Source organism: Spirosoma sp. KCTC 42546, from assembly GCF_006965485.1.
GTDB lineage: Bacteria > Bacteroidota > Bacteroidia > Cytophagales > Spirosomataceae > Spirosoma.
The window spans coordinates 3,762,501-3,788,094 of the sequence record NZ_CP041360.1; the positions used below are offsets into that span (position 1 = coordinate 3,762,501).

Annotated in this window: 26 protein-coding genes and 2 rRNA genes (1 of these 28 running past the window's edge); 14 read left to right on the top strand and 14 right to left on the bottom strand. The window is 46.4% G+C overall.

The genetic code is table 11. From position 1 onward, the window contains the following. From EXU85_RS15280 to EXU85_RS15300, 5 genes are all read left to right on the top strand, one after another. Nucleotides 1-1,070: ribosomal RNA gene (locus EXU85_RS15280) — 23S ribosomal RNA — on the top strand; it begins 1,762 nt to the left of the window's first position. Nucleotides 1,071-1,203: 133 nt separating this feature from the next. Next, nucleotides 1,204-1,314: ribosomal RNA gene (gene rrf, locus EXU85_RS15285) — 5S ribosomal RNA — on the top strand. Nucleotides 1,315-1,443: 129 nt separating this feature from the next. Then, the gene (locus EXU85_RS15290) at nucleotides 1,444-1,941 is read left to right on the top strand and encodes a (2Fe-2S)-binding protein (protein WP_142772923.1); all 498 of its coding nucleotides are present in this window, start codon (nucleotides 1,444-1,446) and stop codon (nucleotides 1,939-1,941) included. 2 nt (nucleotides 1,942-1,943) lie between these two features. Next, entirely contained in the window at nucleotides 1,944-4,100 is a 2,157-nt protein-coding gene (locus EXU85_RS15295; protein WP_142772924.1) for a xanthine dehydrogenase family protein molybdopterin-binding subunit, read from the top strand. A 124-nt stretch (nucleotides 4,101-4,224) separates the two neighbouring features. Next, nucleotides 4,225-4,521, top strand: a complete 297-nt coding sequence (locus EXU85_RS15300; protein WP_142772925.1) for an antibiotic biosynthesis monooxygenase — start codon at nucleotides 4,225-4,227, stop codon at nucleotides 4,519-4,521. Between the two features lie 73 nt (nucleotides 4,522-4,594). Here EXU85_RS15300 and EXU85_RS15305 read toward each other — a convergent pair whose 3' ends face one another. Next, the gene (locus EXU85_RS15305) at nucleotides 4,595-4,969 is read right to left on the bottom strand and encodes a hypothetical protein (RefSeq protein ID WP_246859566.1); all 375 of its coding nucleotides are present in this window, start codon (nucleotides 4,967-4,969) and stop codon (nucleotides 4,595-4,597) included. Nucleotides 4,970-5,369: 400 nt separating this feature from the next. On the opposite strand from EXU85_RS15305, the gene EXU85_RS15310 reads away from it, so the two are divergent. Beyond that, nucleotides 5,370-5,894: a GreA/GreB family elongation factor gene (locus EXU85_RS15310; protein ID WP_142772926.1), complete on the top strand. Its 525-nt coding sequence runs from the start codon at nucleotides 5,370-5,372 to the stop codon at nucleotides 5,892-5,894. A 314-nt stretch (nucleotides 5,895-6,208) separates the two neighbouring features. Further along, complete coding sequence (locus EXU85_RS15315) at nucleotides 6,209-7,291, top strand: Gfo/Idh/MocA family protein (protein WP_142772927.1); 1,083 nt, start codon at nucleotides 6,209-6,211, stop codon at nucleotides 7,289-7,291. Between the two features lie 109 nt (nucleotides 7,292-7,400). Here the strand turns inward: EXU85_RS15315 and EXU85_RS15320 are convergent, their stop codons facing one another. The 9 genes from EXU85_RS15320 to EXU85_RS15360 form a co-directional block, all read right to left on the bottom strand. After that, nucleotides 7,401-9,056 carry a D-alanine--D-alanine ligase gene (locus tag EXU85_RS15320; protein ID WP_142772928.1) on the bottom strand — a complete coding sequence of 552 codons (1,656 nt, stop codon included), beginning with the start codon at nucleotides 9,054-9,056 and terminating at the stop codon, nucleotides 7,401-7,403. 178 nt (nucleotides 9,057-9,234) lie between these two features. After that, entirely contained in the window at nucleotides 9,235-9,312 is a 78-nt protein-coding gene (locus EXU85_RS36155) for a DUF433 domain-containing protein (RefSeq protein ID WP_371732044.1), read from the bottom strand. A gap of 61 nt (nucleotides 9,313-9,373) precedes the next feature. After that, nucleotides 9,374-9,640, bottom strand: coding sequence for a NifU family protein (locus tag EXU85_RS15330; RefSeq protein WP_142772929.1), 267 nt, complete (start codon nucleotides 9,638-9,640; stop codon nucleotides 9,374-9,376). A gap of 41 nt (nucleotides 9,641-9,681) precedes the next feature. Beyond that, a complete protein-coding gene (locus EXU85_RS15335) occupies nucleotides 9,682-10,785 on the bottom strand; it encodes an Mrp/NBP35 family ATP-binding protein (RefSeq protein WP_142772930.1) in 1,104 nt (367 codons plus the stop codon). A 112-nt stretch (nucleotides 10,786-10,897) separates the two neighbouring features. Then, entirely contained in the window at nucleotides 10,898-11,896 is a 999-nt protein-coding gene (locus EXU85_RS15340) for a GSCFA domain-containing protein (protein WP_142772931.1), read from the bottom strand. Nucleotides 11,897-12,105: 209 nt separating this feature from the next. Then, nucleotides 12,106-12,549 carry a 50S ribosomal protein L9 gene (gene rplI, locus EXU85_RS15345; RefSeq protein WP_142772932.1) on the bottom strand — a complete coding sequence of 148 codons (444 nt, stop codon included), beginning with the start codon at nucleotides 12,547-12,549 and terminating at the stop codon, nucleotides 12,106-12,108. Nucleotides 12,550-12,641: 92 nt separating this feature from the next. Then, nucleotides 12,642-12,893, bottom strand: a complete 252-nt coding sequence (gene rpsR / locus EXU85_RS15350) for a 30S ribosomal protein S18 (RefSeq protein WP_018620831.1) — start codon at nucleotides 12,891-12,893, stop codon at nucleotides 12,642-12,644. A gap of 2 nt (nucleotides 12,894-12,895) precedes the next feature. Beyond that, on the bottom strand, nucleotides 12,896-13,270 hold the full coding sequence (gene rpsF / locus EXU85_RS15355; protein WP_142772933.1) for a 30S ribosomal protein S6: 375 nt from the start codon (nucleotides 13,268-13,270) through the stop codon (nucleotides 12,896-12,898). Between the two features lie 149 nt (nucleotides 13,271-13,419). After that, entirely contained in the window at nucleotides 13,420-14,361 is a 942-nt protein-coding gene (locus tag EXU85_RS15360) for a hypothetical protein (protein ID WP_142772934.1), read from the bottom strand. Nucleotides 14,362-14,550: 189 nt separating this feature from the next. Between EXU85_RS15360 and EXU85_RS15365 the strand changes: the two genes are divergently transcribed. From EXU85_RS15365 to EXU85_RS15390, 6 genes are all read left to right on the top strand, one after another. Next, the gene (locus EXU85_RS15365) at nucleotides 14,551-15,210 is read left to right on the top strand and encodes a YggS family pyridoxal phosphate-dependent enzyme (RefSeq protein WP_142772935.1); all 660 of its coding nucleotides are present in this window, start codon (nucleotides 14,551-14,553) and stop codon (nucleotides 15,208-15,210) included. Nucleotides 15,211-15,306: 96 nt separating this feature from the next. After that, entirely contained in the window at nucleotides 15,307-15,684 is a 378-nt protein-coding gene (locus EXU85_RS15370) for a DUF423 domain-containing protein (protein ID WP_142772936.1), read from the top strand. Nucleotides 15,685-15,794: 110 nt separating this feature from the next. Next, entirely contained in the window at nucleotides 15,795-17,390 is a 1,596-nt protein-coding gene (locus EXU85_RS15375) for a peptide chain release factor 3 (RefSeq protein ID WP_142772937.1), read from the top strand. Between the two features lie 96 nt (nucleotides 17,391-17,486). Beyond that, the gene (locus EXU85_RS15380) at nucleotides 17,487-17,819 is read left to right on the top strand and encodes a hypothetical protein (protein WP_142772938.1); all 333 of its coding nucleotides are present in this window, start codon (nucleotides 17,487-17,489) and stop codon (nucleotides 17,817-17,819) included. A gap of 109 nt (nucleotides 17,820-17,928) precedes the next feature. Then, nucleotides 17,929-18,138 (top strand): hypothetical protein, encoded by a 210-nt coding sequence (locus EXU85_RS15385; RefSeq protein ID WP_210422469.1) that lies wholly within the window; start codon nucleotides 17,929-17,931, stop codon nucleotides 18,136-18,138. Nucleotides 18,139-18,826: 688 nt separating this feature from the next. Further along, on the top strand, nucleotides 18,827-21,250 hold the full coding sequence (locus tag EXU85_RS15390; protein WP_142772939.1) for an ABC transporter permease: 2,424 nt from the start codon (nucleotides 18,827-18,829) through the stop codon (nucleotides 21,248-21,250). A 44-nt stretch (nucleotides 21,251-21,294) separates the two neighbouring features. Here EXU85_RS15390 and EXU85_RS15395 read toward each other — a convergent pair whose 3' ends face one another. The 3 genes from EXU85_RS15395 to EXU85_RS15405 all read right to left on the bottom strand — a co-directional run bounded on the left by EXU85_RS15395 (nucleotide 21,295) and on the right by EXU85_RS15405 (nucleotide 23,942). Next, nucleotides 21,295-21,687 carry a barstar family protein gene (locus EXU85_RS15395; RefSeq protein ID WP_142772940.1) on the bottom strand — a complete coding sequence of 131 codons (393 nt, stop codon included), beginning with the start codon at nucleotides 21,685-21,687 and terminating at the stop codon, nucleotides 21,295-21,297. A gap of 468 nt (nucleotides 21,688-22,155) precedes the next feature. Next, complete coding sequence (locus EXU85_RS15400; protein WP_142772941.1) at nucleotides 22,156-23,043, bottom strand: AraC family transcriptional regulator; 888 nt, start codon at nucleotides 23,041-23,043, stop codon at nucleotides 22,156-22,158. A 74-nt stretch (nucleotides 23,044-23,117) separates the two neighbouring features. Continuing rightward, on the bottom strand, nucleotides 23,118-23,942 hold the full coding sequence (locus tag EXU85_RS15405; RefSeq protein ID WP_142772942.1) for an SDR family NAD(P)-dependent oxidoreductase: 825 nt from the start codon (nucleotides 23,940-23,942) through the stop codon (nucleotides 23,118-23,120). 570 nt (nucleotides 23,943-24,512) lie between these two features. Here EXU85_RS15405 and EXU85_RS15410 point away from each other — a divergent pair. Further along, entirely contained in the window at nucleotides 24,513-24,950 is a 438-nt protein-coding gene (locus tag EXU85_RS15410; protein ID WP_142772943.1) for a hypothetical protein, read from the top strand. A gap of 233 nt (nucleotides 24,951-25,183) precedes the next feature. On the opposite strand, the gene EXU85_RS15415 is transcribed toward EXU85_RS15410, so the two are convergent. Beyond that, nucleotides 25,184-25,453, bottom strand: coding sequence for a hypothetical protein (locus tag EXU85_RS15415; protein WP_142772944.1), 270 nt, complete (start codon nucleotides 25,451-25,453; stop codon nucleotides 25,184-25,186). Nucleotides 25,454-25,594: the final 141 nt, after the last annotated feature.

The window sequence follows — 25,594 nt, forward strand, 5'->3', positions numbered from 1 at the left end:
AAAGTTGACGCATAGGGTCTGACACCTGCCCGGTGCTGGAAGGTTAAGGGGGAGCTTAGGGGTAACTCGAAGGTTTGAACTGAAGCCCCAGTAAACGGCGGCCGTAACTATAACGGTCCTAAGGTAGCGAAATTCCTTGTCGGGTAAGTTCCGACCTGCACGAATGGTGTAACGATCTGGGCACTGTCTCAACCATGAGTTCGGTGAAATTGTAGTAGCGGTGAAGATGCCGCTTACCCGCCACGGGACGGAAAGACCCCGTGCACCTTTACTACAGCTTAACATTGAATGCCGGTCAGTCATGTGTAGGATAGGCGGGAGATTGCGAAGGGGTGTCGCCAGGCATGCTGGAATCAACCTTGAAATACCGCCCTTGGCTTACTGGCGTTCTAACTGGAGACAGGACCGTGTTTGGTGGGTAGTTTGACTGGGGTGGTCACCTCCGAAAGGGTAACGGAGGTTTCCCAAGGTCCGCTCATGCCGGACGGTAATCGGCAGGGGAGTGCAATAGCAGAAGCGGGCTTGACAGTGAGGCCTACAAGCCGATCTGGTGCGAAAGCAGGGTATAGTGATCCGGTGGTTCCGCATGGAAGGGCCATCGCTCAAAGGATAAAAGGTACGCCGGGGATAACAGGCTGATCTCCCCCAAGAGCTCACATCGACGGGGAGGTTTGGCACCTCGATGTCGGCTCGTCACATCCTGGGGCTGGAGAAGGTTCCAAGGGTTCGGCTGTTCGCCGATTAAAGTGGCACGCGAGCTGGGTTCAGAACGTCGTGAGACAGTTCGGTCCCTATCTGTGGTGGGCGTTGGAATATTGACGGGCTCTGTCCTTAGTACGAGAGGACCGGGATGGACTCACCGCTGGCGAATCGGTTGTTTGGCCGCAGGCACGGCCGAGTAGCTACGTGGGGAACAGATAAGCGCTGAAAGCATCTAAGTGCGAAACTGGCCTGAAGATGAATGTTCCGGTATAAAGGGGTGTTGTAGACGACGACGTTGATAGGCGGTAGGTGTAGGCATCGAGAGGTGTTAAGCCGAGCCGTACTAATGGCCCCGGACGCGTGTTTGTGATTTTGCTTACGAAAGAATGCTTTAAAGGATATCCAGTCTTAATCAGAAGTTGAATGCAAATCAGAGTCTCTCTCTGTGGGGAAAAAGACATATAAAGCTATTGATCGTAACCGATCAGAAGGGTCAATCAGGTTGGTGCTGGTAAGGCGGGTGTTCACCTCTTCCATCTCGAACAGAGCCGTTAAGCCCCGTACTGCCGATGGTACTGCTGTCACAAGCGGGAGAGTAGGAAGGTGCCACCTGAATGAAATAAGTAAAAGGCCTGTCCAAACGGACAGGCCTTTTTGCGTTTGCTCACTTTTAAATGAGTAGACATGACTAATTACCCCTTTTCTTTATCTTAGCTACTCTTAGTCAACTTAATAAACCAAATGGCTATCTTCAAACTGCAAATTAACGGTCGGGCTTATCAGGCCGATGTAGAATCAGACACACCCCTTTTGTGGGTTCTGCGTGATAATCTCGGATTAGTTGGTACCAAATATGGCTGTGGCATTGCACAGTGTGGTGCCTGCACCGTGCATCTGAATGGTGAAGCCACTCGTTCCTGCGTTTTGCCTGTATCGGCAGTTGGAAAATCTAAGGTAACAACAATTGAGGGTTTATCCGCGAATGGAACCCACCCTGTTCAACTTGCCTGGGACAAAATAGACGTGCCTCAATGCGGTTATTGCCAGGCTGGTCAGATTATGACGGCTGCTGCATTACTCAAGCGAAACCCAAAGCCTTCTCAATCTGAAATCGACGATACCATGACGGCTAACCTCTGCCGGTGCGGAACGTATCACCGGATTCGTGAGGCCGTAAAAGTAGCTTCTGAAACGACGACAACTACGTCTACTCCTTCTAAAACGTCAAAAATTAAATAGCCATGCAGACGTTAGCCAATACGAACCGAAGGAATTTTCTGAAAATAGCTGCTCTTACCGGAGGTGGACTAGTATTAAATTTTAGCTGGACTGATGCTGAAGCATTAACATCACCCGATACTATAGCAGCAATCGCCCCTGCGGGTGCAGACTTTAATAGTTATCTATCCATAAGTCCACAAGGAATAATAACCATTCTGTCGCCAAATCCTGAGGTTGGACAAGGTATTAAAACGGCCTTTCCAATTATAGTAGCTGAAGAATTAGACGCAGACTGGACAAAGGTAGTTGTGGAGCAAGCTCCCCTCGATACGAAGAAATTTGAACGGCAGGTTGCCGGAGGAAGTGGGTCCATCCCGCATTCATGGAAACGTCTTCGTGTTGCTGGAGCGACCGCTCGTCAGATGTTGCTCGAAGCGGCTGCCAAACGCTGGAGCGTACCCGTTTCTGAATGCACAACTGCCAAAGGAATTGTTTGGCACAAGACTAGTAATCGTCAGTTAGGTTACGGCGAACTGGCTACAGAAGCTGCTCAACTGCCTGTTCCTGCTGATGTTAAGCTTAAAGAGATTAAAGATTTTAAGCTGATTGGCACGACAGTAAAGAACGTTGATAACCCGAAAATCATCACGGGCAAGCCGTTGTTTGGACTCGATTTTTACCGGGATGGTATGTTGTTTGCCATGATACAACGCCCTGCTTTTGGCTATAAGTTGAAGTCTCTGAATGCGTCAGCAGCCAAAGCTATGCCAGGTATTGTCGATGTGGTAACATTCGATAATAACGTGGCTGTTGTTGGGAAATCGACCTGGCAGGTAAAAAAGGCGAAGGATGCGCTGAAAATTGACTGGGAGAAAGCCGATGCGCTGGAAAGTACGGCCGACCATAACAAGCTATTCAAAGAGATGCTCGACGGTTCAAATGCAACTGTTCGACGGAAAGATGGCGATGTTGACACGGCTTTTAAGAATGCAGCAAAAGTTGTTAAAGCCGAATATCAATGCCCGTTCCTGCCGCATAATCCGCTGGAGCCCATGAACTTCTTTGCGCATGTAAGACCTGACGGTGTCGAATTGGTTGGACCTACGCAAACTCCTGAATTGGCGCGAAATGAGACGGCTAAACTACTCGGTATTTCTCCTGACAAAGTTTCTGTTCAGCTTACTCGTATGGGAGGAGGATTTGGTCGACGGCTCAAGGCCGACTATGTGATCGAAGCTGTGCAGGTATCAAAATTGGTCAATGCTCCGGTTAAGTTGGTCTGGTCTCGCGAGGATGATATGACTGGTGGTAGCTATCGTCCGGCTGTTCGTTATCGCTTCGAAGCCGCCCTGGATGCGCAAGGGAATATGATTGGCTACAAACTGCGCGGTGCAAGTATCAACGCTGGCAACGCAACGCGGGAGGATAACTTCCCCTCAGGAGCAGTTGACAATCTATTAATAGACAGTGTTGACCACAAGTCACCCATCACAACGGGTCCCTGGCGTGCGCCCATTACTAACTTCCTCGCGTTTGCCGAACAGGCGTTTATTGATGAAGTGGCGCAGGCGGCTGGTAAAGACCCTGTACAATTCCGGCTGGAGCTACTGGACAAAGCTAAACAGAAACCGGTTGGTGCTATTAAATACGATATCGATCGGATGAAAGGCGTTATCGAATTAGCTGCCGAAAAATCGGGATGGGGTAAAAAGAAAGGCGCTGACGGGAAACTGCTAGCGCAGGGCTTTAGTGTTTACTTCTCACACCGATCTTATGTTGCACAGGTAGGTGAAGTCGTTATGCAGAAAGGTAAACCTGTAGTACAGAAAGTCTATTCTGCGGCTGATTGTGGTGTTGTTATCAATCAAAGCGGCTCTCAGCAGCAAGTTCGTGGGTGCATTGTTGATGGTATTGGCCACGCCATGTACGGCAGCATGACATTCAAAGATGGGGTCCCGCAGCAGAAGAATTTCAACGAATATCGACTTATTCGACTGAATGAAATACCCGAAATAGAGGTGCATTTTGTTCAGAATGAACTAGAACCTACCGGTTTAGGCGAGCCGTCTTTACCACCAGCGGGTGCAGCTGTTGCGAATGCTATTTACAAAGCTACAGGCAAACGGTTACGGAGCCAGCCATTTATAGAGCAGGAAGAATTCAAAGGCGTCTCGTAGTTTTCGTCCATTTTGTGCCAGAGTAGCGTATAGTGTTGTCCCGGATTACCTTTGGATTTCAGCGTTTAAATGACAGAGCTTTAAGTTCAATATGCTTATTGTTAATGTTTAACCACTAACCCATATGTATGCACGTGTCATTCAATTTCCATTAAAGCCTGACAGTATATCCGAAGCCGTTGACTATTTCAGAACGTCAGTAGGACCAGCGCTAAAAGAACTTGAGGGTTTTAAAAATAGCCGTATGCTGACTAACCCATCTACCAATCAAGGATTGATGGTAACAATCTGGGAATCAGAAGCACATCGACAGGCCGCTGAAACGAGTGGTTTTCTGCAAGGTATCCTTAAAAAAATGGGAGATTATTTCGCGGGGCTACCTACAATTGACTATTATGAAGTGAATGTGCAGGTAGCGTAAGTCAGTTACTTTTCCAGTCATAACAAAGCCCAGATTTAAAAACCTGGGCTTTGTTATGACTGGAAAAGATGGTTTACTGCATAGCAACAATACGTTCGCTTTTCTTGATTGGCGCGGTCTGTAACGTTACCTCTTTAATAATGCTACCTTCGCGTGAACTTAATTCAATTTCATACGTCCCATCAGCCAAATCATTGACATCTAGTTTAACCGCATAGGTTAACTCTTTTTTGCTGATATTCTTCCTGAATAGAACTTCATGACTTTTGTTGCTAAGTGTAAGTACAACAGTGGATTCTGCATTTTTCTTTACCGCTACCCGAATTTGATTGGTAGATGTTACAAATGCACTGGCATCAAAAGACAGGGCCTTAGGCGTAGTAGGATTGGTTAACGTAGAGGCACTCATTAGAAGGGTAGCTGCTACTTTGCTCATTAGTGTAATCATGGCTGTATTGTGTTTAGTGTTTTAAAAAGTGGTTGTTTACTGTTCGTACAAGGTAGTCCAAAGGACGTGCCAACTAATTATAGTATTGATATTCAGTGAATTGTGTTCGTGTGCCTATTTTGGCAATGTCCGTAACTGGACAATCTTCGTTCACTTGCGGACATAAGTTATTCGTGCGGCTTGAATCAGATGCGTACTCAGTATAAGGTGCTGGAATCATAGGCTAATTAAAGAAAGGATAATGATGCGTTTTGGTCAAAACTCAATTCTGAATGGGAAGGTGAGTCTGGTTTAGGAACTATAGTTATCCACGGTGTTTACTAGTGTTGAATTCGCTTTGACCGAATTCTGAACAACGGTAAACCTGGACTGTTGTAGTTGACATAAAAAGGTCAATGATATGAGCAGGGCTTTTCTTAAAAACGAATCTGCAGACGATCCAGTCGTTATTCCCGCGCGCGCACCCTTACCAGTAGGGTCAACCAATTATGTTACACCACGTGGTATTGCACTACTACTAGCTGAACGGGATGATCTGGAACGAGAACACGCACAGGTGCAAACCAGTGAACGGGATGAAACAGAACGTACCCGAGAATTAGCGTTACTGAATGGTCGTCTTGGGGCAATCAACCAGCGCATTGCTACGGCCAAAGTTGTAGCTAAACATGATCAAGCGCAGGACTCAGTAATTCGGTTTGGGGCCACTGTTACCTTTCGTACTTATCAGGTAAAAAACACCCAGATAGAACGAAAGCTGACCATTGTAGGTGTTGATGAAGCCGATGCAACGAATGGTCGAATTGCGTTTACTGCTCCAGTAGCACGACTACTGTTAGGTAAACATGTAGGTGAACGGATTGTACTCAAGACACCTCAAGGTGAGAATACAATGGAAATTATTGCGATTTCCTATGACGACTGAACTACATCAGGATCAGAAAATAACATCGTTAGTAAATATCCGTAAGAATCTTCTTTACTGACAGTGATTATTTACTGTCCTAAACCGGCACCAAGACAGATTCTCACAAACCAGTTTCGTTATTTTGTTGGCTAGAGGTTTGGTGAAAAACTCTAGCCATTGAGCGGAAACAGACTACGGACAGTATGATTGTGCCGCACCAATAACCAACCGCTAACCTGAATTCGCTGATAAGTGATAAACCTTTGACTCAGGCGGAGTATTTTTGCTCCGCCTGATTTGTGAAAATTAGTCGTAAGATTCTAAAAACAAGTATGTCAATACCTACTCAACCCATTCGGGTACTCGTTGTCGGATGCGGCAATATGGGCGCTTCTCATGCCATCGCTTATAAGACCATCGGTGGATTCGACATTTGTGGCATCGTCTCTACTGGTAACAGTAAAGTCGTTTTAAATGAACGTTTGGGTGGTGGATACACCCTGTACGATGATTATGCAACAGCATTAAAGGCAACACAACCCGATGCTGTTTGTATTTCAACCTACCCCGACACGCACGAAGCATTTGCCATTATGGCTTTTGAACAAGGGTGCCATGTGTTTATGGAAAAACCTATTGCTGATACCGTTGAGGGTGCAAAGCGAGTTATGGCTGCGGCCCAGAAAGCTGGAAAAAAATTAGCGGTAGGGTATATTTTACGGCACCACCCCTCCTGGGAAAAGTTTGTTGAAGTGGCCCAGAGCTTAGGTAAACCGCTGGTGATGCGGATGAATCTCAATCAGCAGAGTCACGGTACAATGTGGACCGTTCACCGCAATCTGATGAAAAGTCTAAGCCCGATTGTTGATTGTGGCGTCCATTACATTGATGTCATGTGCCAGATGACTCGCTCCAAACCTTTACAAGTCAACGCAATTGGTGCGCGGCTCACCAACGATATTCCCGCTGGAAATTATAATTACGGTCAGCTACAGATCCGGTTTGAAGACGGGTCGGTGGGTTGGTACGAAGCCGGTTGGGGGCCGATGATGAGCGAAACGGCCTTCTTTGTGAAAGACGTAATTGGACCGGATGGATGCGTATCCATTGTTGCGAAAAACGCAGGAGGGACCGGAAAATCGGATAACGTGGATTCGCACACAAAAACGGAATCATTACGGGTGCATAAAGCCGCTCTGGATGCAAACGATCAGTTTGTTGAATCGGATACATGGATCGATATGCAGGATGAACCTGATCATCAGGAACTGTGTAACCGGGAGCAACGCTATTTCCAGAAAGCTATTCTGGAAAACCTTGACCTGACAGACCACATGCAGGACGCCGTTAATAGCCTGCAAATTGCCTTCGCCTGCGATGAGTCTGTGCGAACTGGTCAACCGGTGCTTTTGTGATTAGTGAAATAGTGGAGTGAGTGGAGTATGTGTAGTGAGTTAAAGTTGGTAGAGCATCTTACTACGTTTACTCACTGCACATACTCCACACACTCCACTATTTCACAACTTACACATATCTCTCCGTGATGTGCCGGGCGCGTTCGTCTGTTTCAACCAACAATGGATGGCGTGGCTGGCTGAGTGCGGTTTCCAATTCATCAATAGTGTCTTTAAAAAGCAGATTTACCGGAATTTCGTGAGATTCCAGTTTACTTTTTATGTACATCAATGAGGGACGAATCGTACCTGAAGCAGCCAGTTCATTATACTGCTGTTTGGCGGCTACAAACTCTTCATCACTATTTCCGAACGAGATGACACGCTCAGGTAACGGATTCGCTTTGCGGTTGGCTAATTGGCCATCTAATTCTGCCAGCAGGTGTTTAAGATGAAAGGTATCCTTGCCCGTGCGAATGCGCTCCCGCAGTGACTGGCGAATAAGATACGTAAGTGAATTAGCCAGATTTAAACCAATTTCAGCCATCTGCTTGAAAATCAGTGAAGAAGGTGACATGCCCGGAATTGTATTTGGGTCGTGGAGTAAAACATCTCCCGCTGGTGTCAGGAAGCCGTCAATACGAGCATATACATTGATGCCAAGCCGAGAGAATACATCTGCAACGGCTAATTGTATTTTACGATTGTTCTCCAGGGTTGTGCCGACTGGAATTCGCTTTTTGGTTGTATTGAGTTTATACTTCGATTCGAAATCAAAACTCGTTACGTTATAAATTTCGGTTGGAGGCAGCGCAATTGCAATCTGGTCGTCGTCCTGAATAACCCCACACGAAAATTCCTGGCCACTAATAAATTCCTCAAATAGTACTTCATCTTCAGCGTTCAGCGATGCCAGCGTAATAGGGGCAGCACCTTGTTTTGTTAACGCGTCCAGTTTGGTAACAAAGTCTTTTGGATGCTTAATGACTTCACCCGTTTGTTCAATCACGACAGGAAAACTAATTCCTGAATCCAGGCTGACCATTTTCTGCGCTAGTTCGTGCTTGTCTGATGGTGATAAATCAGCCCATTCACTTAGCTTACTCCAGCCGTCAGGCTGAATGCTCATTGTGAAGAAGCACTGCTCAACCGCCCGACAAAATTGCGTAAGGTCCGCTTCGCGCACGATGGCAACGCCAATAGAGGAGCCCTGATGCGGAGCTTTTATAACGATCGGTAAACCAAGGTGCTCTGTGAGTGATTTGAAAAACTGGGCTTTGTCACTCTGTTCGTAAGCATCGCGGCTGATGGTAGCCGTTTTTTTCTGTTGACCGTTCGCCAGCGCAATCAGTTCGTTTTGCAGAATTTTATTGATACCCACCGCCGATCCGACAAGACCAGGCCCCGTGTAGGGCATTTTATACCATTCTAACAACCCCTGAATGGCACCGTCTTCGCAATCAGGGCCGTGCATGGACAGGAACGCCAGATCGAAATGATCGCGGAACTGTTCAGGCCGTAATTCGGGTAAAGTTGCATTTAGGACATCCGCAGCGAGTGACTCATCATAGACCGAGAAACCGGACTCATCCTGGGGCAAGGCTTCGCGCAGTGAAGGCGACTGTAGAAAGTCGGGAGTAACGAGCCTAAATCGCCCACGCCCATCGACAAATACCAGCACCGGCTCAAACAAGCCTTTATCCAAATTTGCTAACGCCGTGCGGCCACCCGCAAACGACACCTCGCGCTCCCGCGCCGGACCACCAAAGAAAATGCCTATTTTCACTGAATTGAGGGATATTACGACTGCAAAGAAACAAAAAAACGCCTGAATCGGCGTTCTAATGTTTGAGAAGTACAGGCAAGGTTTACTTAACCTTTACAATGGTTGCTCCTGATGGCAAGGGGCTCGGCTATTTTTAGCGTGGCAACAATCTGTTCTTTGGATACAGTTGGAGAATCACCTAAAAGTCATCCACTGAAATGCCAAGTTCCAAATGATCAAATAAGGATTGAACCGGCACCCGTGTTCCCTTAAACACGGGTGTTCCCCCATAACCTTTAGACTTATTGATATAACATCAGGTAACATACCCGATTCGTTTAAAACGCAGGCGTAATATTGATCGCTTCTACTTTATTAATCTCGGGCACCGCTTTCAGGATGGCTTCTTCCAGGCCTCCTTTAAACGTCATGGCCGACATAGGACATGAGCCACAAGACCCCATCAATTCGAGCCGTACAGTTTTATCCTCAGTCACTTCCAGTACCTTAACATTACCACCATCGGCAGCCAAGTAGGGTCGCATACTGTCGAGTGCCCGTTCGATTTTTGTAATTAGTTGGTCGTTGGTAACTACCGTTTCCATTGAATAATTGATTTACGGTAAATTTATACTTTCTACGTTGTTTATGCAACCTGTACGCGCTCAGTACGGTCAATGGTTGCATTGCGAATAGCAACCTGTTGTGCCAGTGCTTCAGCTACTGATTTGAAGGCTTCGCTCGCAATGGGTTCGCCTATGCTTATGGCTGGCCTGCCGTCGTCGCCCGCTTCACGAATGCTCTGGATGAGGGGTATTTGACCCAGCATTGGCACATCAAACTGATCGGCCAGAAGCTGCCCACCGCCTTTGCCAAAAATATAATACTTATGGTCAGGAAGTTCGGCAGGGGTAAAGTAGGACATATTTTCGATAACACCCAGAACAGGCACATTAATCTGTGGCTGACGGAACATTGATAAACCCTTTGTTGCATCGGCCAGGGCCACTTTCTGAGGTGTAGTTACAATGATGGCTCCTGTTACGGGAACCGTCTGCACCAAAGTAAGGTGAATATCACCCGTTCCTGGAGGTAAGTCAATAAGTAGGTAATCTAATTCGCCCCAATCTGCATCCGAAAAAAACTGCTGCAACGCTCGACCGGCCATTGTGCCACGCCAGATAATCGCCTGACCAGGTGCTACTAACAAGCCCATCGACAGCATTTTAATCCCAAATTGCTGAACCGGCTCCATTCGGGTTTGTCCATCTACCTGGAAGATACGCGGTTGGATATTCTCTGCGCCAAACATAGTAGGCATGGATGGGCCGTAAATGTCAGCATCGATAATACCCACTTTGGCTCCCGATTTATGGAGTGCAATGGCCAGATTGGCGGTAACGGTAGATTTACCAACACCACCTTTACCCGACGAAACAGCAATAATATTTTTCACACCTGGCAGGGTAGGGGCATTGGCTCGTGTGGAGGTCACGTCCGAGGTCATATCAACGGTAACCTGAATACTGGCGCCAATCTGCGTATGAATAGCATCTTCGCAACGTTTGCGAATGACCTCTTTCAAGGGACAGGCGGGTGTTGTAAGCACGACAGTAAAGCGAACGGAGTCAATACCCAGCGTGATATCTTTCACCATATTAAGCGTGACCAGGTCACGCTTTAAATCGGGTTCTTCAACGGTACTCAGCGCCCGCAGAACGGCTTCTTTAGATAATCGGTAATCAGACATTCGGGAGATGGAAAATGAATAATGAATAATGTAAAATGTAAAATGGCTCCTGTAGGATGGCTGTTACTTAAACCACGCTACATTGTTCGGAATGGGTGGCCCCAATTATCCATTATTCATTGTACATCATGCATTTTTCTAAACGACGATGTACCTCCGCCAGTTCCGTCGAAACGTCGATACAAGGTGATAGTGTTTCTAATTCGGCTACTAACTTGACCAAAAATTGCCGATGAGCCAGGCTATTATCAGTATAAAGTGGGCGATGTGCCAGCGATCTACTGATTTGCGCCCATTTCGTTACGAAACTGCGAAGCTCAGGATCAAATGCACTTTCGGCAAACTTCCCGAAAATATAGTCATGTGCCTGCTTGTTCGGGTGAATCAGGTCGGCTTCGTAAAAGCGATAGTCGCGCAGGTCATCCATCATGAACTCAAAAGCCGGGAAATAGGTAATCCAGTCATTCCAGACGGCCAATTCATGGGTTACTACACGGAGGATAGACTTACTGGCACTGTTGAGCGGTAACGTATCGCGTGTGTGCCGAACAGGACTTACGGTGAGCACCACTTTTAACTTCGCATTAACCTTATGCAGGGTTTTCAATAACCGCGTCAGATCATCACGGATGTGATCGATCTGGTATAGATATTTCTCAAATAGGGACCCTGGCATTTTGTGGCAGTTCGCGACAACCTTACCGGTTTGGATATGTCGGTATACCATTGCCGAACCAAGGGTAAGGAACAGGTAATCCGCCTTTCGTATAGCGTCAGCAGTTTGGCCTAAGCAAGCAGCTAATTTATCCCGAAGTTCGTTCTGGGTGGTGGCCCAGAGCGATGAATGAAAATCGTAGTGAAACCAAATCCCGTCCCGTTCACAGTAAAGATCCTCGTCGGGTGTGTTACCGCGCAGCGCCATCGTTAGCAGTTTCGCAATAGAAATTGGGTTGAATAGGGTACCGAACGGGTTGTTCAGCACCGTTAGTTTATTGTCGATTAATCGCTGCCCCATAACCTCGGCAAAACAAGAGCCAATCGTCACAATCTGGCTGTTTAAACCTATGCGGTAGGGGAGTGCTTCGGGCGAAAATTCTGTATGAAACTGCATAGTTTACTAACAAAAAAACGGGCTTTTTAGGTCCGTTTTTTAAGAAAAAATAAGGCAGTTAACTGATTGATTAGTAGGGGCAAATGGACTCCCTATACGTTCGAAAAAGGAGGCTTTTATATAGTGTTGATAAGGTCAACTTTAACAAAAAAAATCGACCAGCTTCGTTTAGCAACGAAGCTGGTCGATTTGGTCTGAAATCGGGTAGCTTATTCAGCCGAAACGACTTCAAATTTCACTTTATGCTTCACATCTTTATGCAGGTCAATTGACGCTTCGTAGGTGCCAAGAACCTTTACATCTTCTACCGTAATTTTCTTCCGGTCGATGTCGAATCCTTTTGCACGGAGCGCATCAGCAACCTGTGTGTTGGTCACACGGCCAAAGATTTTACCGCTATCACCTGCTTTTGCTGGAATCGTGAGCGTCATATCGCCGATACCATCTGCAATAGCCTGCGCATCGTTTTTCAGTTTTTCAGCTTTGTGAGCTGCCTGACGAATGTTTTCGGCAACGATCTTCTTGTTAGAATCGGTAGCCATTACTGCAAATCCCTGAGGAATCAGGTAATTGCGACCGTAACCGGGCTTCACCGCAACGGTGTCGTTCTTATAGCCCAGGCCGGCAATATCTGTTTTTAAAATGATATTCATTTGTGAGAGTCGGTAAGTCGATAAGTTAGTAAGCCAGTAAGTGATTGATGGGTCAGCCACTTATTGACTTATTGACTTAATGACTGATTAACTTATTTCAGTGAATCGCCTACGTAAGGCAGGATGGCTAAATGACGAGCGCGTTTGACGGCCTGGGCCACTTTGCGCTGGTTTTTAAGGGTCGTTCCGGTTAGCCGACGGGGCAGAATTTTACCCTGTTCGTTCAGCAGTTTCAACAGGAAGTTGCCGTCCTTATAGTCGATGTATTTGATACCGGCTTTCTTGAAGCGGTCGTATTTCTTACGGTTCTCGGTTTTCGAGACAGATTCGTTTTGTAAGCTCATGATTACTTGGCCTCCCCGGCGTTTTCGGTTTGTTTTTTCTTACCCACTAAGCCATTGCGCTTACGGTCGTTGTAGGCAACAGCGTGCTTATCAAGCGAAACCGTCAGGTGACGGATGATCCGCTCGTCACGGAGATACTCAGTGTTGAGCTTCTCGATGATCGTGCCGGGGGCCTTAAACTCGAAGAGTTGGTAGTAACCCGTGTTCTTGTGCTGAATCGGATAAGCCAGTTTACGTAGGCCCATGTTGTCTTCGTGAACAAGCTCCGCACCGTTATCGGTTAGCACTTTACGGAACTTGTCAACGGTGTCCTTCATCTGAATATCAGATAAAACGGGAGTTAAAATGAACACCGTTTCGTAGTTATTGAGAAACATTTTTTTTGAATTGGTTTGAAATTAGGGCGCAAAGGTACGAAAAAAGGAGAAAGGAGAAAAGGGACGAAGGAGAAAAGGGTAAAAAACTTTCAACCCCTTGTCTTTACCCTCTCGTCCTTCCTCCCTTTCCTCCTTTTATCCTTCTTTTCTTACTTTATCGTAAACTCGCCTTCTCCAATCCGGAAACCTTCGCAGTAGATTTCAATGGCATACTTGCCTTCATTGAATCGTTGGCCACCCCGTCCATAAAAGTAATCGACCCGCTGACGGGTATTATCGAAGTTAAAGCGCTGCATGGCGGTGTAAATCATGCCCTGGCCATTATAGGTAAACTCGCCTGATCCGGTAGCCATATCAGACACAACCGCTCCATTGGGGTCCAGAATCCGCATGTACAGTACTTTTTCATCCTGCTTAGCCAGGCCATTAGGGGCGAGCAAGACAGATACATGGATCTTATCCAGTTTTTTTGCTTTGTAAACGCCACCATCGCTTTCTTTGCCTTTGGCGTTGACCGAGTTGACCGTTACGGCTTCAGCTCGAAGCGCAGCGGCTATGGTGACTTTCTCCTCGAGTTCCTTATTTTTGGTGGAAACCGCCACTACTGAATCGCTGAGTGTTTGCCGCTCAGCCTTTAGACCACTGTTTTCCTGATTGAGAGATTCATTTTGTTGCGCCAGAACCCCATTTTCTTCTTTTAGGCGGGCAATTTCCTGATCTTTCTGGGCCAACAGTACCTGATAATTCCGAATCTTCTGGTCATATTTCTTACTATCGAACGAGCCGACATTCTTCAATTCTCGCTTGTCAACTTCCAACTGAGCTTTCACTTTCATCAGTGAGTCGATATTGCCTCCTAACTGTTGAATTTCGGCGATTTTGGCATCAAGCTGTGCCGAAATAGAGTCGAGCTTTGTTTTGGCAATCAGTACCTCCTCCGTTTTGGCTGCTATTGTTGCGTCTTTTGTTTTATTGTCCTGCCGTTCCTGATAATAGAAATATAGAAGGAGTACATTAAGCGCTGCCAGTATTAATAAGGCAGCCAATAAGTAGCTGCGACTGTTGTTATTGGATTGAGGTCGAGGTTCCATTGGTGTCATAAATTACGATAATGGGTTAATCATTGAGTCGTTACCAAAACAACGTAGCAAATAGAATATTGTGCGTTCGTGATGTTTCCCATGATTTTTGGCCAAAAACTACGGGTTTCCGCTTAGTTCTCAAACCTATCTTTGCACAATAATACTAAACGGTTGCTTAAGACCACTATATTGGAAAGGATGATTGCTGAAACGATTCGCCAGATTGAGCGTTCATTAAATGGAAAGGCAAAATTAATTGCCGTAACCAAAACAAAACCCGTTGAGCTTCTACGTGAGGCTTATAACGCAGGGTGTCGGCGATTTGGCGAGAATAAAGTGCAGGAAATGGCTGATAAACAGCCACAACTGCCCGATGATGTGCAGTGGCATTTAATTGGGCATTTGCAGAGCAACAAGGTCAAATACATTGCCCCTTTTGTAGCCTTGATCCATTCGGTGGATAGTTTGAAGTTGTTGCAGGAGATCAACAAACAGGCTGCCAAGCACAATCGAGTCATTGACTGTCTATTGCAGATTTATATTGCCGATGAAGAAACCAAGTTTGGGCTTTCGCCAACAGAGGCTGAACTATTGCTCAATGCACCAGAATTGAACGATATGCATAATATACGCCTTATTGGTTTAATGGGGCTGGCTACCAATACGGATGATGAAGCGCAGGTTCGGCAGGAGTTTCGGGGGTTGAAACAACTCTTTGATAAACTAGCTCAACTTCGGCATCCTCAGATTCAGTTTCAGGAACTGTCTATGGGAATGAGTGGTGATTATCACATTGCCCTTGAAGAAGGCAGCACGATGGTTCGGGTAGGGAGCGCTATTTTTGGAAGCCGATCTTAATTTTTGTCATGCTGACGAAGGAAGCATCTTCGGGTGAGGCCATATATATACCAGCTACCGAAGATGCTTCCTTCGTCAGCATGACAAAAATTAGATATGAAATTCTTTATTCAGGCAGGGGCAGTTCTGGGATTATTGGGCGTTGCCATAGGCGCGTTTGGGGCACATGCATTACGGGCCATGCTCGAAGCATCAGGGCGGACTACCACATTTGAAACGGCCGTTAAGTACCAGTTTTATCATGCGCTGGCTCTGTTGCTGGTGGGCTTATTAATGCACACCGTTGGGAGTAATGCCACAACTGTAAAATTGCTTAACTGGTCGGGTTATTCGATGTTAGGTGGCGTGATTGTTTTCTCTGGCTCACTATATATTTTATGTTTCACCGGTGTTACCTGGCTTGGCGCGATTACGCCATTGGGTGGCCTGGGTATGATTGCAGGCTGGGCGCTGCTGTTGTGGGCATTTTTATAAGGAGGAAGGAGTAAAGGGACGAGGGAGAGAAAAGGTATTCGCCTTTCTCCCCCTCGTCCCTTTACTCCTTCCTCCCTTTTGTGTAACTTTGTTGTCTGATTCTAAGAATAATGCAAACCAATATACAGGCTGAAACCGCTCGTCGGCGAACGTTCGCCATCATAAGTCACCCGGATGCCGGGAAAACAACGCTGACTGAAAAACTCCTCCTGTTTGGTGGAGCCATTCAAACGGCCGGGGCTGTTAAATCGAATAAGATTAAGAAATCGGCAACGTCCGACTTTATGGAAATCGAGAAGCAACGGGGAATTTCCGTAGCTACCTCGGTTATGACATTCGAGTACGACAATCTGAAGATTAATATCCTCGATACACCCGGTCACAAGGATTTTGCGGAAGATACCTATCGGACGCTTACAGCCGTTGATAGCGTAATTCTGGTTATCGACTGTGTGAAGGGGGTAGAGGAACAGACTGAGCGATTGATGGAAGTGTGCCGCATGCGCGATTCGCCGGTTATTATTTTCATCAATAAACTTGACCGCGAAGGGCGTAATCCATTCGACCTGCTCGATGAGCTGGAAGAGAAATTGAACATCCGGGTACGACCAATGACCTGGCCTGTTAACATGGGTTCAGACTTTAAGGGAGTATATAGTCTCATCGAGAAAAAGTTATATTTCTTTAAGGTTAATAAAACCAGAGTCGAAGAAGATGTACTGGCCATTGACCTGGCCGATGATCTGCTCGATCAAAAAGTAGGCGCTCGTGATGCCGCTCAACTTCGCGAAGATGTTGAGCTGATTGATGGCGTATACGATTCGTTTGATCGGCAAGCCTATTTAGATGGGAAATTAGCTCCCGTATTTTTCGGCTCGGCGGTGAATAATTTCGGTGTAAAGGAGTTGCTTGAAGGATTCTGCAACATCTCGCCAGAACCCATTGCCCGCCCAACTGATAAGCGGGAAGTATTTCCTGATGAGAAAAGTTTTAGCGGCTTTGTCTTTAAAATTCACGCTAACCTTGATCCCCGCCACCGCGACCGGATTGCCTTCCTGCGGATTTGCTCAGGGGTGTTCGAACGGAATAAGTTTTATCACCATACCCGTCTGGATAAGAACGTACGTTTTGCTAGCCCATTCAGCTTTATGGCCGATAGTAAGAGCGTTGTTGAAGAAGGTTTTCCGGGTGATGTGGTTGGCTTATATGATACCGGTACGTTCAAAATTGGGGATACGCTAACGGAAGGAGAGGACTTGCAGTTCCAGGGCATTCCGAGTTTTTCGCCCGAAATCTTCAAGGAGCTTGTCAACCTCGATCCAATGAAATCGAAACAGCTTGACAAGGGTATTCAACAGTTGACCGATGAGGGGGTGGCGCAATTATTTACACTCGAGCTGGGTAACCGGAAAATCGTTGGTACGGTGGGCGAGCTTCAGTTTGAGGTAATTCAGTACCGGCTTGAAAATGAATATGGTGCCAAATGCCGTTGGGTGCCGCTGAACTATACTAAGGCTTGTTGGATAACGGCCGAAAATCCAGTGAAACTCGCTGAGTTCATTCGGTTGAAAGGAAACCAGATTGCCTACGACAAAGACCAGAACCCTGTATTTCTGGCCGAATCAGACTGGATGCTCCGTATGAACCAGCAGAACAATCCTGACATTCAGTTTCACCTCACCTCTGAATTTAAAGTGGCTGTCTAGAGCGTCCGCTTACATAAATTCTTCATTTCAAAAAAACTCATTGCGAGTGAGTGGGTTAGTATGTGTATTACTCACGTTAAAAAACGAACTATACGCATGACACACTCACTCGCAACCCTTGCTTTGGTTTTGTTACTTGGCGGAACTGCCGTAGCACAAGAAAAGCAGCCCAAACGCTCTTCGCGGGCAAAGTCAGCTTCTGGTACTGTTTCACCAACTGATGCTGCACGCTCAAATCCATCGGCGGCTAACACACATGATGGAACTAATGGTGCTTCTACCGGAGCCGGAACTGGCCTGACAAATGACCAGGCTCAGGCGTCGCAAAACCCGACAAATGGACCAACTAAACTAGATGCGTCCAGTAGTGTCCGGACGGGGGCTACCTCAGTAAAGGGCAAAAAAAGAATTCCCAAAACCAACAATTAACCACCAATTAAGGAGCAACTGGAAGGTGTGTTTTAATAAAACTTTAATAACATTCTGGAAATGGAGTGGTTCTAAAAGCACAGTTAAACCACTAAAACCAGATAGACTAATGAAAAAACTAATGATTGCTGCCGTTGCGGTGCTGCTGATGTCAAGTGCTGCTTTCGCACAGGATGACATGAAAAAGGATCAGAAGAAAATGAAGCATGATGCCAAAGCGATGAAGCATGACGCTAAAAAGTCAGGTAACGACATGATGGCGGACTCGGCTAAAAGCATGAAAAAGAATGCCAAAATGATGAAAAAGCAATCAAGTTAGCATCTAGACTGTTCCTTGTATATAAAAAGCCTCTTGCACTCAGGAGGCTTTTTTCGTACGTAGAAACGAGAGTGAATTACGAGATAAGATCGTCATTGGTGGGGCTGAATTTCATTTTACTATAAGTAACGTGAACTCGGGAGTAGTCCTGGCTTAAAACAGGCATAGGTGCCGTAGCTGTAGATTTGTAGTGTTGAATCAACATATCTACCCTACAAACGCCTATATCACTGCAAATCTGCGAATAAAAACTGATTGAAATCTTTGTGCTGGTTGCTGATTTCCTCAAACCCTTTGAGCAGTACCTGGCCCAACGAGCTTTAGCCGATGGACGAGTATTACCCACCCGTTAGCCCGAGCTTTGTTCGAGCGAAGTCATCATACTGCCGGTCTATTATGGCACCGGCCACCCGGCACCACTCCGGGTATAAAAACTTTCACAGGGCCGCCTGTGCAGTACTACCAGGAGCGATTAGTGCTCTCTCAGCTGCAAAGCTACTTTGCAGCTCTGATCACCTCGTCTAATGAAGGTGGGTATGTTGAGATCATTTAACTGTGTGCTAACAATGGTGATTTTGTTAAAACAACTAATTTATTAGTTAAAAAACTAATAAATTAGTTGTATGTTTAGCCTGTAGTATTAGGATAGGACTCAAACTTAGTATCTAATCATTAATTCACATTGGCTATGTTACGAAATTACATCACAGTTGCCTGGCGTAATCTGCTGAAGGATAAGGCGATTTCGTTTATCATGGTTTTTGGATTAGCCGCTAGTATAGGTGTTTTTCTCTTGATCACTCAATACGTATTCTTCGAGTTTAGTTATGATGAATTCCATGCCAAGGGAGATAACATCTATCGTATTCGACTGGATGATTACAAACAGGGTGGCCTGACCAACAGTAGCACACTCAGCTACCACGCCGAAGCTCCGGCCATAAAACAAACCTGTCAGGAGGTCGAGAATTTCGTTCGGTTACACCGGGCTGATGGCATGATCAGCTACCGCAAACCAACGGGTGAACTAGTCAGCTACCACCAGAAAAAAGCATTCTATGCCGACTCTTCTTTATTCAATATATTTTCATTCCCGTTGCTAAAAGGGTCTACCAATCAGGTCTTACGTCGGCCAGAGTCCGTTGTAATTTCAGCAACGACGGCGCAAAAATATTTTGGTCAGGAAGATCCGATTGGTAAAACGCTTCGGTTAAGTACTGAATGGCAGGGTGGTGATTATGTGGTCGAGGGAGTTTTCGCTGATATTCCGACGAATAGTCATATCCATTTCGATTTTGTTTTTTCCATCCAGAATCTGCTCAAGAATCAGCAGTTTGCTACTGGAGGCTGGTATTGGGCTAATTTTTATACCTATTTGCTTCTGAGACCAGGCACCTCGCCAAAAGCAGTAGAGGGCCGACTGTCCAGTGTTATCGAACAGCATATTGGTAATCGACTGAAGAATTATAAGATCAGACAATCCTTCGTTTTACAACCCCTTCGTACCATTCACCTCTATTCCCAAACGGCTACAGAAGTTGAAGCAAACGGAAAAATTGGTATCGTTTGTGTACTTATCCTGGTTGCTTTACTGATTCTGGCCATCGGCTGGCTTAATTATATCAACCTAGCCACGGCCAGAGGTATTGAACGAGCTAAAGAGGTTGGAATCCGTAAAGCACTGGGTTCTGAAAAAGGACAATTGATCCAACAGTTTTTTGTTGAAGCAATGGGTATCAATCTATTATCTGTGTTTATTGGCGTTGGTCTTTTTTTACTAGCGCTGCTAGTTTTTACTGACTGGATTCCAGCTACCAACGGCTTTTCCATGCTTCAGAAGCCCCTATTTTGGATCGTATCCTTACCTATAGTTTGCCTGGGGTTCTTGCTTTCTGGATTTTATCCTGCTTTTATTCTTTCTTCGTTTAAACCAATTGCCATTCTAAAAGGGTATCTACCTAAACGGGCCGGTGGTGAATCGTTCCGTAAAGTCTTAGTGGTGTTTCAGTTTACCGTTTCGATTTGCCTGATTATTGCCACACTGGTCATTAATCAGCAGCTTACGTTCATGCAGCAGCAGGATTTAGGGATGAACATCGACCAGAAGCTCATCCTTAAAGCTCCCAAAGTATTACGAACGGATAGCTTTACCAATGACATTCGCTTTTTTAAGGATCGGATATTGGCGCATACGGGTGTCCAGCAGGTGACGGCTTCTTCAGAAGTTCCGGGGCAGGAAATTTTCTGGACGGACGAATGGCAGCGGTTCCATGAGGTTGCCGCCGATTATAAACTGTGCCGTATGTTGGCGGTTGACGAAGATTTTATTCCGACCTATAAAATCAAGTTGTTAGCGGGGCGAAACTTTAATAAAGAGTTAGTGCTTGATAACGAAGCGGTTATCATCAATAAAAGCGCATTAAAGGCTTTTGGCTTCGCCACCGCCCAACAGGCACTCAATCAGGAAATCGGCAACGTACTACCCAAAACGATTGTCGGCGTCGTCAATGATTTCCATCAGCAATCCCTGAAAACGGCCAATTGCCCTATTATTTTTCAGCATATTCCCTGGAGTAGTACCTTTCTGACGATTGGGCTACGTAGCCATACTGTACGGGAATCAATAGCAATGCTTCAAAAAGTCTATCAGGAAGCATTTCCTGGCAATGCGTTTGAATTCTTTTTCTTAGATGACCATTTTCAGCAACAGTACGAATCGGATGAACGGGTAGCCTATCTGTTGAGCTGGTTCGCATTCGTAGCGATTAGTATTGCCTGTTTAGGTCTTTTGGGGCTGGCCATGTTCACGACTAAAAATCGCACCAGGGAAATTGGTATTCGAAAAGTGCTCGGAGCTAGCGTTGGCAGTGTTGTTATGCTCTTATCCAGGGATATTCTTAAGCCAGTGGGTCTGTCTATTCTACTCGCTTCTCCCCTTGCCTGGTACGCTATGAGTTGGTGGTTAGAGGAATACGCTTATAAAACGGACATTAAGTGGTGGACATTTGTGGTAGCGGGTGGATTAGCTATAGGCATTGCCTTGGTAACCGTAAGTTTTCAAAGTGTCAAAGCCGCGTTGATGAATCCTCTCAAGAGCTTACATAGCGAATAAGTTTGGATTTGACTCAGCTCAAATCGTGACGAGCACCACCACCCTCATGCATTAATCACCCGAATGCTTGGATGATCGGCCAGGATGCTTATGATACTATCAAAATACGTTTCTCCGGTGCCAGCTTCCAGAGCTTCTAACTTTTCTGCAAACAGCTTTTTGTTGTAGGGCGAGCCAGACCTGAGCTTATCCCGATAGTAAGCTCGGGTAGCTTGATTGCCTAAAACGTTCCGGCAATGGTCCATATGATGCCAGACTAGTTCAACCGATTGGACACCTTGCAGAGCGCCATAGCCCCCATATAGTAAATCATCAAACGCGTCAAGGCTCTGACCGATCCGCCAGCTTTCGCCGGCCATTAGTACCCGATTGATCTCCTCGTAAAAGGAGGCAATGTCATTGATAGCGTTTCCATCGATATCGATCCGTTTGACCATCGTTTAATTGTGGAATCGTGAATATCAGGCTAGATCATTCCTTAGCCAAATTAACTTGTTTTCTCTTGAGTTGACCACATTGAACACATTGAATAGGAAAACTATGGTTTGGCACCCGAGGCTATACCTACCTCTATAATGCCTAAACATTGGCCGTTTTTAGCCATAAGAGAAGCTCTTTAGGCGTTAGTTGATCGGTCATCGAGGATGGAAACGGGACTATCTGGCTTGGGGGGGCGGTCTTTGGCGCTGTTGACGGGGTGTATCGCTATGATGGCACCACCCTGACTAACTTCAGACGGTAAACAGGGTCAGACCTAACGTGTTTAATGTTTTCTTAGGATGCCCCAATTTTGAAAGCTCTTTAGTTTAAGGTTGGGGAAGGTATTTTGACAATGTCCCTATTAAATTTAATACCTGTTCGACTCAATCCATAGCGTATGAACTGCGCCACACGGAGATTTATCTTCAATTCAAATAATGCTTTTTGTAGTGGTTAGGGCTCACCCCTGTTTGTTTCTTAAATAAGCGGGAGAAGTACGGTGGGTTGTCAAAACCAAGCCGATAGGCAGTTTCTACCACGGTATAATCTCCGCCATTGAGCAGATTCTTGGCCTCCGAGACCAAAGCGATGTGAATGAGCTCTAGGGCGGTTTTTCCAGTTTCCTGCTTTAGCAGATCGCTCAGGTACCGGGCCGACATGTGCAACTCAGACGCCAAAAAAGCTACCGTAGGCAATCCTTTTTCCTGTAATAATCCTTGGTCAAGGTACGCTGATAAAATGGTATTGAACTTAGTCGCTGTTGTTCCGGAGCCGATCGTTCGGTTTAGGAACTGCCGTTTATAAAAACGCTGGGAGTAGTTGAGGATCGATTCAATATGGCCCAGAATAATGTCCCGGGTGAACTCGTCCTGGTTGTTCGTATATTCGATCTCTATTTTCCGGTAAAGCTCCCAGATAATCTGCTGCTCCTTTGGGGATAGATGAAGGGCCTCATTCAGTTCGTAGTTGAAATAGCTGTACTTCTTAATGGCCGTATGTAGCGGATGGCCGCTTAGGTAATCGGCATGAAACCATATCTCGAAGCCATCACTTTCCAGGGCGATATCCTTCAGTTGGATGGCTTGCTGTGGTTTCAAAAAATACATCGATCCGCTCTCGTGGTCGTAGCGTGTTCTGCCGTAGCGGATCTCCCCGGAGCGAAGTCGTTTAAAGGCGATAATATAGAAATCCGTTGTCACTTCATAGCTGAATACGCTCCGCAACGGGTTACAGGTAAATAACGTCAGTAGCGGATTTTCCGGCCCTGGATAATTATTGCAGCGATGTACATCACTCAGGCTTTTGAAATGCATTGGATGAAACGGTAGGATCAGCCTGGGCACAGGCCTAGGCTGATCGGTTATAAACGAACAATTAGTTGATGTTCCTAGAGGCCATGGGCTTCTACAGAAACCGTATTCCACTCTTCCCAGCTAGCCAGCCGCTGCTGATAAACCGCTTTGGCCAGCGGGAGGGCTTTTTTGCCCAGGAACAAGCGCAGCGGAGGAATTGTTGCATCGACCAGCTTTAGGATAGCTGCCGCCGTGGCTTTCGGATCGCCGTAGGTATCGCTTTCGGTCATGGCCGGATTTAAATAAAGCGCTGTCCGTACCTGATCGTAAGCTGTAATGGGCTTACTCTGAATCGTTGATGCCGTGAAGTCGGTAGCAAATCCATTTGGCTCGACGATGGTTACATGAATACCCATGTCTTTGGTTTCCAGGTAAAGGGCTTCACTGAAGCCTTCGACCGCAAATTTACTGGCGCTATAGATACCCACGGAAGGAAATGTATAGACGCCCAGCGCACTGGATAGTTGCACAATATGGCCGCTGCCCTGTGCTCTTAGTATCGGTAGAGCAGCCTGGGTAATCCATAGTGAACCAAACAGGTTCGCTTCAATGATATCCCTCGACTCCTGCTCGCCGAGTTCTTCCACCATGCCAACGACACCCATTGCAGCATTATTGATCACCACATCCACCCGACCAAAATGAGATTTTGCCTTTTCCAGTGCCGAAAAGCAGGCTGCCCGGTTGGTTATATCCAGTTCCAGCGGCAGCACCGCGCTGCCATACTTCTCGACCAACTCGCTTAGTCCGCTTTCCTTTCTTGAGGTCACCACGACCTGGTCACCCCGCTCCAAAAAAGCTTCTGCCCAAATTCTTCCAAATCCGCGGGATGCCCCCGTTATAAATATTGTCTTAGTCATTGCCTCTTCTTTTTTTGATGAGGCAAAATTACCCTGTTGACCACCAGCGCACCTTATACAAAACAGCAGAATACGGATACGTTTTTACGACGAAACCAAAGGAAGGCTGTTCCAGTACCAACTTGTAAGGGATGACTGGTGGTGGAAGCGTCGGGTACAATGCCCGCACCAGCCAATTAGGGTGTAGCTTTATGAACGCTCTTTGGTCTCAAACAGGAGCCTTATCTGAAAATTGAATTCTACCAGGAGATTTCAGTGTCTTTGACCAATGGGCCACGGCAGCCGTTAAATTCGTTTAAAATAAATCAACATACGGCTCTTGGTTGGAAATAGTCAATTCGTGACCGAACGGCCAGTCCGCTCGTTGCGGAATTGACTGGCAGACATGGCAGAGTCAGTAGCGCTGAAATTTCCAAGCCAGGCAGACTCCTAAAGCGTAGTTAATGTTCCTCCCAACTACCTTCGTTGCTATTTTTGTAGGTAAAAACAAGGTGGGAACGGCTGGTTGGGTTAGTGCCTTTATCAACAAAAGCCTGTAGGGCGTCCCAATGCTCAGGCTAAACGAAATGTATGCAATCATATTCAACCCCGGAAGGCATCGTTCGCGTAGAGCGAATGAATAAAACGTTTACCAAATTTCACCTAGGCGATGGCCGGGTACTGCATCATTTTACGGCGGCTAACGACGAACTGTTTCATGATCACCCATGGCCCTTTCGCAGTACCATTTTATCAGGCGGATACGTTGAGGTTGTTGCGGAGCTAAAAGCCGACGGGAAGTTGGCCCTGAAGAAAGTGAAGCGCCTACCGGGGACAACTCATGAGGTACAGGCGGGTACCATACACAAGCTGTGTGGATTACTGCGAGGAGATTGCTGGACGATCATTGAACCGGGCAAGCCTGAGCGCAAGTCCGGCTTCTACAAGGCGGATGAGGCTGGGGTCTGGCACCGTTTCTGGGACCAGCGGAAATGGCGGTTGATCGTGGCTGTACCCAATTCGGCCTAAAACACCAACGCCCCAAACCGGGGCAACCAGCTACAGTTGCCCCTCAGGCAACAGACTTTAGCCAATAGGATATGGGCAATAGGCCGGTCCATCACAATCGGTGGACCGGCCTATTGGATACTGAATTCTAGAGCCTGTGAGATAGCTGAAGGTACAAAAAACGCCACCGAATATTGAGGCATCACGGAAAGCTTCTCTCGTCTCAAGTGGGAGCGTTTAAAGAGACATTTAGCTTATTTCTTTCGTTTAAGAAGAGCCTGCATACCCAGAATTAGCTTTCTCAGGTTCGCTTTACTGTTAGTCAGGATCACACACCCACTTCCTAACTTAGGGAAAGCTGAGATATGCGTGGGAACCCCGGTTGTACTCCCAGTATGCTGAATATCCCGATAGGAACCCGTATGGCGTACGCCCCACTCAAGGCCGATGTCGTTACGCGTTGGCTGATGCGTTAAGCGAATAGCCGGGCCTTTTTCCGCAATCTGGGCTTGGAGGTAGCGCATCACATCGGTTAAATCGGAGTGAATATCGCCAGGCTTTTACTTGTCAATGCAGGTTTCCATCAGGTTGAGCCAGGAGCACTGGGATGGTAAGGCCGCTTAGGGTGGCGTCGTATCACCTATTATGAATTAACAATCAATGAT